At 59.0% G+C, this 11,120-nt stretch carries 3 protein-coding genes; all 3 read left to right on the forward strand.

Annotated features, from left to right (window positions below):
• Positions 1 to 143 precede the first annotated feature (143 nt).
• A complete protein-coding gene (tkt, locus tag IG627_RS13925; protein WP_193192981.1) occupies positions 144 to 2,147 on the forward strand; it encodes a transketolase in 2,004 nt (667 codons plus the stop codon).
• Positions 2,148 to 2,312: 165 nt separating this feature from the next.
• A complete protein-coding gene (gene gap / locus IG627_RS13930; protein ID WP_193192982.1) occupies positions 2,313 to 3,323 on the forward strand; it encodes a type I glyceraldehyde-3-phosphate dehydrogenase in 1,011 nt (336 codons plus the stop codon).
• Positions 3,324 to 5,257: 1,934 nt separating this feature from the next.
• A partial coding sequence (locus IG627_RS13935; protein WP_319024574.1) for a toxin TcdB middle/N-terminal domain-containing protein occupies positions 5,258 to 11,120 on the forward strand: 5,863 nt, incomplete at its 3' end.

Consider the following 11,120-nt stretch of genomic DNA (forward strand, 5'->3'; position numbering starts at 1 on the left):
GCCGATTACGGGAAAATACGCCTCCTTTTTATCTTGGGCGTGGCAACAGGACTGTGACTGCGCCGCATTTTCGCCGCCGTGGCCTACCTTCTGGTGCAGCCCGGCCCCCAAACCCAAAGAGTCGATTTCAGAGAGTTCGCCCTATGCCTTCCCGCAACCCGTCCCGCACCGAACTGGCCAACGCCGTTCGCGCCCTGTCCATGGATGCCGTCCAGAAAGCCAACAGTGGCCACCCGGGCGCGCCCATGGGCATGGCGGATATCGCCGAAGTCCTGTGGAACGACTACCTGAAACACAACCCGGCCAACCCGGACTGGGCCGACCGCGACCGCTTCGTGCTGTCCAACGGTCACGGCTCCATGCTGCTCTACTCGCTGCTGCACCTGTCCGGTTACGAGCTGCCGATGGACGAGCTGAAGAACTTCCGCCAGCTGCATTCCAAGACCCCGGGCCACCCGGAGTACGGCTATGCGCCGGGTGTGGAGACCACCACCGGCCCCCTGGGCCAGGGCATCACCAACGCCGTGGGCATGGCGCTGGCGGAGAAGGTGCTGGCGGCCCAGTTCAACCGCCCCGGCTACGAGCTGGTGGACCATCACACCTACGTCTTCCTGGGTGATGGCTGCCTGATGGAGGGTATCTCCCACGAGGCATGTTCCCTGGCCGGCACCCTGGGGCTGGGCAAGCTGGTCGCCTTCTACGACGACAACGGCATTTCCATCGACGGCGAAGTCGAGGGCTGGTTCACCGACGACACACCCAAGCGCTTCGAATCCTACGGCTGGCACGTGATCCCGGGCGTGGATGGCCACGACGCCGCGGCCATCAAGGCGGCCATCGAGGCCGCCCGCGCCGAGACCGACAAGCCCACCATCATCTGCTGCAAGACGGTGATCGGCTTCGGCTCCCCGAACAAGCAGGGCCGCGAGGAGTGCCACGGCGCCCCCCTGGGTGACGACGAAATCGCGCTGGTACGCGAGACCATCAACTGGAGCCACGCCCCCTTCGAGATCCCGGAAGATATCTACGAGGGCTGGAGCGCGCGCGCCAAGGGTGAGGCCCAGGAGGAGGAATGGCAGGATATCTTCGCCGACTACCGCGAGGAGTTCCCGGAACTGGCGGCGGAGTTCGAGCGCCGCGCCAGCGGTGAGCTGCCCGCGGACTTCCTGGTGAAGGCCGACGAGTACATCAAACAGTGCCAGCAGGACGCCGAGAAGATTGCCTCGCGCAAGGCCAGCCAGAATACGCTGAACGCCTACGGCCCGCTGCTGCCGGAATTCCTCGGCGGTTCCGCCGACCTTGCCGGCTCCAACCTCACCATCTGGTCCGATTCCAAGGGCGTGACTGCGGACGATGCCTCCGGCAACTACGTCTACTACGGCGTGCGCGAATTCGGCATGAGCGCCATCATGAACGGCATCGCCCTGCACGGCGGCTTCGTGCCCTACGGCGCTACCTTCCTGATGTTTATGGAGTACGCCCGCAACGCGGTGCGCATGGCCGCGCTGATGAAGCAGCGGGTACTCTTCGTCTACACTCACGACTCCATCGGCCTCGGCGAAGACGGCCCCACCCACCAGCCGGTAGAACAGCTGACCGCCCTGCGCGCCACGCCCAACCTGCACACCTGGCGCCCCTGCGACGCCACCGAGTCCGCCGTCAGTTGGAAGTCTGCCATTGCGCGCAAGGACGGCCCCAGCGCGCTGATCTTCAGCCGCCAGGGCCTGGCGCCGCAGAAGCGCGACGATGCGCAGCTGAAGGCGATCGAGAAGGGCGGCTATGTGCTGGCCGATTGCGAGGGCGCGCCGGAAGCCATCATCATCGCCACCGGTTCCGAAGTGGAGCTGGCGATGGCGGCGAGGGAAAAACTGGCCGACAAAAAGATACGCGTGGTCTCCATGCCCTGCGCCGAAGCCTTTATGGAACAGGACGAGTCCTACCGCGAGTCGGTACTGCCGTCGAGCGTGCGCACCCGCGTCGCCGTAGAAGCCGGCCACCAGGATTACTGGTACAAGTTTGTCGGTTTCGACGGTGCCATCGTCGGTATGAAGAGCTTCGGCGAATCCGCGCCCGGCGGCGAGCTGATGAAGTACTTCGGCTTTACCGCCGACAATGTTGCCGAGACAGTGGCAAGCCTGCTGAAGTAATCGTCCGCTCAAGCAGTGATCTGGATGCCGGTACCGGATCAAGTCCGGCACAGGCTCTGCGCCGGCATGACGAGTTGAAAATTAGTTTGAGTCGTCATCCCGGCGCAGGCCGGGATCCAGTCCCCTCCGGAGTCCTATCCCCATGCCAAAGCCGGTCAATCTCCAATGAGTACCAGACTCGCCATCAACGGCTACGGCCGCATAGGCCGCTCAGTTCTCCGCGCCCTGTATGAATCCGGCGCCCGCGAGCGACTGCAAATCGTCGCCATCAACGAACTGGCCGACTGCGCCACCATCGCCCACCTGAGCAAATACGACTCTGTGCACGGCCGCTTTGCCGGCGAAGTCACTGTCGAGGCGGACACGCTGATCGTCAATGGCGACCGCATCGCCGTGAGCCATCATGAGCGGCTGGAAGACCTGGACTGGGCAAAGGAAAGGGTCGACATAGTGCTCGAGTGCACCGGCAGCTTTAGCGAACGCGAGCGCGCCGAGCTGCACCTGAAAGCCGGAGCGGGCAAGGTCCTGTTTTCCCAACCGGCGAAAAGCGACGTGGACGCAACCATCGTCTACGGCATCAACGACCATATCCTCACCGGCGAGGAAACCATTATCTCCGCCGCCTCCTGTACCACCAACTGCAGCGTGCCGGTCATTGCCGCGCTGCATAGGGCATTCGGTATAGAAGCCGGCGTGATCACCACCATCCACTCGGCGATGAACGACCAGCCGGTGAATGATGCCTATCACCACACCGATTTGCGCAAGACCCGCTCGGCGATGAACTCGATCATTCCGGTCGATACCGGCCTGGCCCGCGGTATAGAGCGCATCCTGCCCGAACTCGCGGGCAGATTCGAAGCCCAGGCCATGCGCGTGCCGACGGTCAACGTGTCGGCCATCGATCTCTCAGTCCAGCTGCACAAGTCCGTCTCTCAGGAAGAAGTCAACGCGCTGCTGAAATCCGTTGCGATAGAAGAGTTCGCCGGCGTGCTGGGCTATACCGAAGAGCCCCTCGCCTCCTGCGATTTCAACCACGACTCCCGCTCGGGCATCGTCGATGCCAGCCAGACGCGTGTGGCTGGTGGCAGGCTGGTTAAGATATTGATCTGGTTTGATAACGAGTGGGGGTTTGCGAATCGGATGTTGGATGTGGCAAAAGTATTAGTGGTATAAGTAGCTGCATTCGCAGGTGCTCCCAATATTACACGTCATTACATCCGCCATTTAGTGAGACTTGGTTCTCGTTTTGTTGCTTCTAAGTTTTCCTTTTTGGCCATAAGATTCAGCTAGATAATAGCTGGTCTATCGCTTGGTGAAGTTACTCATTCTGAACGCCAGTACCAGCAATAAGCACTTGTGTATTTGAGATAAATCTCTTTCGCAAGTTTTAAAATAATATATTGCTTGTCTTGGGTGCCAGAGTGACTATCCGTAAGTTAGCCGCAATTTTTTTATTTCTGTCAATATTCGCTTCCTCCAATTCTAATAGCGCTCCCAGTTCGCCCGCTTGGGATGCTGATGGCTCATTCAGTATTACATGGGGCAGTGGGCATACTGATGTAGAGATCTTTGTCAGCAAAAACGGTGTCCAACAATATAGTGTGTTCGCTTCATCAGGGGCTACGTCGGAAAGTTTCAGTGGGCTCGGGGAAGGAGTCTGGCACTTTTTCCTGAGGGGTAGGCCGGTAGGTGGTGGCGGCGGGATTCCAGATTACTTCGTTTTCGTCGATAAAATAAAGAACAATCCACTATTCTTCCTGGTGGCATCTGCCCATGCGCAGAGCGATTCCATTATAGGGTCGACTCAAACCGAAGTCTTGCACATACCCGGTAAGCCGCAATCAATATCGTTAGCCAGCACAGATAAGGATGGTTCCTATTCCATAAGCTGGGGGAGTGCATCTGGCAGTCTCGATCGCTATGAGCTTCAAGAGCGAAAGGATGGCGGGTCATGGCAAAGAATCCACAACGGGGCGGGGCGATCAAAAGGCGTTAGTGGTAAATCAACGGGTATCTACGAGTATAGAGTTAGAGCCTGTAATGACAGTGCGCATACATCAAGAGTAAATTGCAGTTCTTTTACTGGCGTAAAGAAAATTACAGTGGTGCGCACGCCAGGATCAATTACAATCCCTGGCTCCTCAACAAACGGCAGTGTTGCTGTCTCATGGTCCAGTGCTTCCGGGAGAGACAGCTACAAATTACAAGAGCAAAAAAATGGCGGTAGCTGGGCCACGGTATATACGGGCACTGGTACCGCCAAAACTGTAACTGGCCGTGGTACTGGAGCTTACAAATATCGGGTTGCTGCGGTCAAGAATGGGGTGACAGGCAGCTTCAAGACCTCTGGCAGCGTCGTTGTCTCAAGGGCTCCAAGTGTACCCGGAGGGTTTACCGTTCCCGCTACCTCGTCAAACGGACTGTATTCGGTCAGTTGGGACTCCGTCAGTGCAGGTGGCTCGCTGCAATACAAGCTGCAAGAGAGTGGGGATTCGTCCGGTAACTGGGTTCAAGGTGGCACGAGCAAAAGCTTCAATAAACTAGTTAATGGAAGCTATTCGTACAAGGTTCGTGCCTGCAGCACATATAGCGGTATCGAGGCTTGCAGCGGGTGGACCGGAACCAAGACGGTTCAAGTCAACATGCCGGCGCTATTCGCGCGTTATGTAAATGGCGGAACTGTAGAGTTGATATGGAATACATCCTGGTCACCCATCCCGAGACTGACACTCAAGCGCGGCTCTACTACTGTCTATGACAGCGGTTGGGATGAATCAATTAGTAGTCACGGAAGTGTTACCGACCATATCACTGCCAGCGGCAATTACTCCTACTATCTAGCCAGGTGGTACTGTGTCAGTACGGATTCTCAAGGAAACTGCCAAGAGGGAGAAGAGCTCGATTCCATAGGTCCAGTCACTGTCAATGTCGTCCTAAAGCCGAGCCGACCTGCGATCTCCGTCGCAGAAGCCGATTCCTACGACGGCACTGCCCTGCTCAGCTCCAACAGCACCGGCCCCATCGATACTGTCCGCTGGCAGAAGCGCCAGGGGGGCGACTGGCCTGGGGAGGGGACTTATTCCACGGCCTCCAGTAGTAGCTTCTTGGTGAGCGGCCTCACCGATGGGGCATGGGAAATCCAGACCAAGAACTGCAACTCCGCGGGCTGCAGTACCAATTGGAGCAACCCGACAACAGTAAATGTCTGGAATCAGGTGATCCCGACCAAGCCTGTAATCAACCCTCTGCCCAACGATGACGACGGTATTATTCCACTGCAGTGGACGGATCTGAAATCCGCGGCCGTCTATAAGTACGAGATCTACGAAAACGGCAGCCTGTACAAAACGCTGTCGAGTAATCCGCAGTCTCCTAACGCGGCTTTCAGTCACACTACGCCTAAACGGGACGACGGCAGCTACAGCTACACCGTCAAGGCACTCAACCTCCGCTGCGAGCGAGAGGGGAACTGCCCCACCAGCGCCGCCCTCAATATCATCGTGGCGGAGCGCCCACAGCCGCCGGGCGCCGCCAACCTGTCGGCGACTTTTAGCCGCACCGGTGTGATCAACCTGAGCTGGCAGGCAGCTGCGGGCAATGTTACCCACTATGAACTGGTGCCCGGCAGCGCCGATGCCATCGACGGTCCGGTAACCTGGCACGAAAGCGGCAAGATCACCCACACGGACCTACAACAGCTGGACCGTGACTACACCCTCGACGACGGCTTCCATGCCTTCAAAGTGCGTGCCTGCAACCAGGTATCTTCATTCGCACCGTGTTCCGGTGATACCGCCTCCGCCATTGTCGAAGTCTCCATCGCCGAGGCACCGGTGGCCATCGAAGTGGCTCCGCATCAGGAGACGGTTGTGCCCAATACGGCTGCGGAAGTACTCGCCTCAGACAGGGTGGGCATAGTCGGCGGTGAGTTCCGGATCAGCGAATCCGGTTCTGCCAATTACACCATCCCGATTGTCACCGGCCCCGCATCGGGCGGCGCCGTGCCCTCCGTTGCCCTGTCCTACAGTAGTGAACGCGGCAATGGCCCCATGGGGATGGGCTGGAGCATCAGTGGCCTGTCCGCCATCACTGCCTGTCGCCGCACCCTGGAAGAGGACGGGGTCAACGGTAGCGCCTTCGACCGCTTCTGCCTGGACGGCCAGCGTCTCAAGCTGATCAGCGGCACTCAGGGTGCCGTCGGCTCTGTGTACAGAACTTCTCTGGATTCCTTTGTGCGCGTCAAACTGGTTTCCACCAGAGTGGGCAGCAACAAGGGCTTCGAGGTTTACCGCAAAGATGGTTCCATCTCCTATTACGGCACCAACGAGGACAGCTATAGCACCAACGCTTGGCATCTGGGCCGCCAGGTGGACAGCGTTGGAAACTTTATCGAGTACCAGTATCTCAAGGATGCAATAATCGGCGAACACCTGATCGAAACCATTCATTATTCCGCCAACGGCAACGATGGGACCCTCAACGAGATCAGTTTCGCCTACGACACCAATCGCAGCGACAAGATATTTGGCTACGCCTTTGGTGAGAAGAAATCCCTGACCCGCCGCCTGAAATCGGTTGCCTCCAAGGCCAGCGGGATAGAGCTGCGCAGCTATATACCCACCTACGAAACAGGCACCACGGGCCGCCTGCGCATGTCCGCTATTCAGGAGTGTGTCGACACTAAATGCCGGGAGGCCACCGATTTCGATTACGCCGATCTGACCGAAGAAGGCGTCAACGACGATAGTCCCAATACGAGCCTGCTATCGAGCAACTTTACGGGAGGCAAGGTCGGCGATATCAACGGCGACGGCCTTCAGGATCTGGTATGGATCAAGCTGTCGCCCGGAGACCCTTGGACAACCAGCGATGACCGCTATTACTTCCGCATCGCCCTGGGCAATGCTGCAGGAGGCCTCTCCCAGCAGAGCTGGGAGCTGCGTGCGCGTTCCAACGCTCGCAAAGAGTGGCACCTGGTCGACTACAACGATGACGGCAGGGTAGATTTGCTGCGTGCGCCTGCAGAAAGCGGTGCCGCTTGGAAGGTGAATTTATCCGTAGGAAATACTTTCTCCGCTACCGAAACGACGACACTGATTCCCTATGAGGCGGATCAGCTTGGCGGTATGTATGATTTCAATGGAGATGGCTTACCCGACTACCTGAAGCTCGCCGCAGGCGGAACCTTGCATGCCAATGGCGAAATACCACGGGCCCACATCCGCTATATGAAGCGTGTTCCCGGCGGCCTGGCATTTGAAAGCGGGGAAGTAACTCGCGATCTCTTGGTGCCGGAGGCGCCGGTGCCACAGGGTGGATCTGGTAAATACATAAAGAAAGTCAGCGTAAAAATTCGCAACAATGATGTAGTGTCGGACCTCAACAGCGACGGCGTTGCCGATATGACGGTTGTTGCAACAACCCTGTGGACATGCATCGAATCTCCGTTGGACTGCCCGGAGGGGATGCAGGTCAGCACCGATTACTTTGCTGTACTCCTTTCCACAGGTACTGGCAGCCATACCTATGCCTACTCAAGTTGGGTCGAAGGCTACAATCCCGATCATGTTCAGCCGTATTTGCTGGATTTAAATGGCGACGGCCTTACAGACTTGGTATTCCGCAAACACGAGGACTTCGGTTGGAACATCTCCCACTTTAACGGCAATGACTTCGTGAGCGCAGGTGGATTGCCCGCAGAGGTCGATGACGATCCTGTCTTCTACGACTGGAATAGCGACGGCTTGGTAGATATTCTCTATGCAGGTAATGTCAGCAGCAGTTTCGGCACCCTGCACATCCTGCCCAACACGCCCACCGGCTTCGGCTCCCCCATTGATACCGGTTACCCTTGGGGTGTGCACGATACGGATATCTTTCACTATACCCTGGACCTGGACGGCGACGGTCGCGGTGAACTACTGGAGATCTGCTCCGAACTCGAGGACATCACCTCCGGCAACCCCTGCGACAACCTGGCGCCACTAGCAGACAAGTACCTGCGCATCCTCGCCCCCAAACACAAAAACAAACCCGTGGATGTACTGACCAATGTTACTAACGGCTTCGGCGTCAAAACCAAAATAGAGTACGCCCGCCTGAACGATGATTCCGCCAATATTTACACCCGAACCACCGGGTCCTCGGCCCTGGACTACGGCAACGGCTCACCGGTGTTCGATCTCTACTCGCCCATGTATGTGGTGCAGAAGGTCATCTCGGATGCCCCGGCGGCCAACGACGACGCCAACACCGTAGAACTGCACTACCACTACGCCAAGGGTCGTATGCAGGGCGGTGGCCGCGGCTTCCTCGGCTTCGAGCAGGTCACCACCTACGACCCGCAGAACCAGGTCAAGACCACCACCAAGTACCGCCAGGACTACCCCTATATCGGCATGCCGGCGGAAACCGCCAAGGTGATAGAGCCGGATCCGGGCAATATCAATGTCCCAGCCGCCTGCAGCGGTACCGGCCTGACCTTGATCAGCTGTTCGATCAACGAGATGGACGCGATCGCGCCGACGGGCAAAACGGTATTCCCGTATATCAGCAAGGCCATCGACAAGTCCTACGCCCTGGACGGCACCTATCTCGGCAAGAAAGAAACCCGGACCATCTACGATAGTGCCAAGGCGGCCGACATCCTGTACGGCAATGTCTCCAAGGTGATTGCCGAGCATTTTGATGCCGCCGGCAACCGCCTGCAGAACCAGACCACCACCAACAACTACGATAATGTGGTGGACAGCGGCCGCTGGCACCTGGGCAGGCTCACCAACAGCACTGTCACCACCGAGCGTTTCGGCAGTCTTGCTGCTCCGGTCATCACCCGCCACGCGGATTTCGATTACGATCCTGCCACCGGCCTGCTCACCGACGAGTGGGTGGAGAAAGACACCGGCTTCGAGCTGCACACCCACTACCAGCACGACCGCTTCGGCAATCGCACCCATTTCACGGTTACGGATGCGGACGGCAACAGCCGTACCACACAAACCATCTACGATGGCTACGGCCGCTACGCCGTCACCCAGGTCAACGCCCTGGAGCAAACCACGGCCCGGCTGCAGGACTTCAACGCCTTCGGTGCCCCGGGGACAGCACTGGATATGGACGGCGTGGCCACCACGCGCGCCTACTCCCAGTTCGGTGAAGCCTATTTCGAACATATAGAAACCGGCAGCCACAGCACCACCCTGAAAGTGCTGTGCAGCGAGTCCGGCGGCTGCCCCACCGTGGCCGGCATCCCGGCCCACTTCAAGGTGACGACCACCGGCATCGACCAGGCCCAGATAGTCGTCTACCACGACCGCCTGGGCCGCGAGATCCGCAAGCAGACCCAGGACTTCCACGGCGACCCGGTCTATGTGGATACACAGTACGACGCCCACTCCCGGGTCAAGGCCGTATCCGAACCCTACGGCGCCGGCGGCCCGCGCTGGACCCACTACAGCTACGATATCCTCGGCCGCACCACCCTGGTGAATGCGCCGGACGGCCAGTGTGATATCAGCACTACCTACAGCGGCCTGACGGTGACCACCAGCAGTTGCGGCCAGAGCAAAACCACCGACAATAACCCCCTCGGCGAAGTGGCGGCGATCACCGACAATATCGGCGGCAAGCTGCAATACAGCTATTACGCCGACGGCAAGCTGAAGAACGTCAAGGTCCTCGACAGCAGCGGTGTGCAGACCTCGCTCACCAGCATCGAGTACGACCAGCTCGGCCGCAAAGAAAAGCTGGTGGACCCGGACAAGGGCAGCTGGACCTACGGCTACACCGGCTTCGGCGAACTGCAATGGCAGAAGGACGCCAAGGGCCAGGGCACCGCCATGACCTACGACGCCCTGGGCCGCATGCTCACCCGGGCGGACTACAAAAACTTCGATTCGGCCAGCCAGGGCGGCGACCTGCAACAGTTTGCCCGCTGGTACTATGATCGGGACCCCGGCTGCAACTCCCTCTACCGCTTCGACGGCAAACTGGTGGCCGTGGCCCAGGCCCCGGTGGTGATCAGCGGCGGCTGCAACCCCAACCTGGACGATCTCAGATATTTAAAGCTGCTGCACTACGATCAGTACGGCCGCCTGGGAGAAACCACCACCACCCTGGGGCTGATCGGCGGCGATGGCGACTTCTTCGAAAAGGTCACCTACGACAAATACAGCCGCGCGGTAAAAACCTTCGACGCCAGCAACCAGCAAGCCTACGACCAGGGCAGCCCGCCCAACTACCTCTACGGCGTGGAGACCGTCTACAACCCCTACGGCTACAAGCGGGGCGTGCGCGACCTGGAGGCCCCAATCGACGAGGGCTTCTACTACACGGTCGAAGACATGACCGTGCGCGGCCAGGTCAAGGAAGTCAGGCTCGGCAACGGCCTCACCACCGCCTATGAATACCATCCCCAGAGCCACCGCCTGACCGATATCCGCACCGATATCATGCCCGGTATCGGCAAGGTGCAGAACCTCCACTACGACTGGTACGCCATCGGCAACCTGATGTCCAAGACCGACAAGAGCGGCGACGGCATCTACCAGAAAGATCTCGAGGAGACCTACCAGTACGACGGCCTCAACCGCCTGCGGTACGCCTACCTGAACAACAACGGCAGCCAGACAGACGTACAGGAAGTGCGCTACGACGCCGGCGGCAACATCACCTTCAAGACCGGCGTCGGCGACTACAGCTACGACGGCCCGCGCCCCCACGCCGTCACCGGCACCAGTATCGGCAACATCGGCTACCAGTACGACGGCAACGGCAACCTGACCGGCGACGGCAATGGCCGGACACTCGAATACAGCGTCTTCGACAAACCCACCCTGATCGCAAAGGGCAGCCACAGCACCCACTTCCGCTACGGCCCGGACCGCAGCCGCTACAAGCGCGTGGACGACAACGGCAGCGGCACCGTCACCACCCTGCAGGTCGGCAGCGTGGAGAAGGTGATCGAGCGCA

It is taken from the genome of Microbulbifer taiwanensis, assembly GCF_014904815.1.
Lineage (GTDB): Bacteria > Pseudomonadota > Gammaproteobacteria > Pseudomonadales > Cellvibrionaceae > Microbulbifer > Microbulbifer taiwanensis.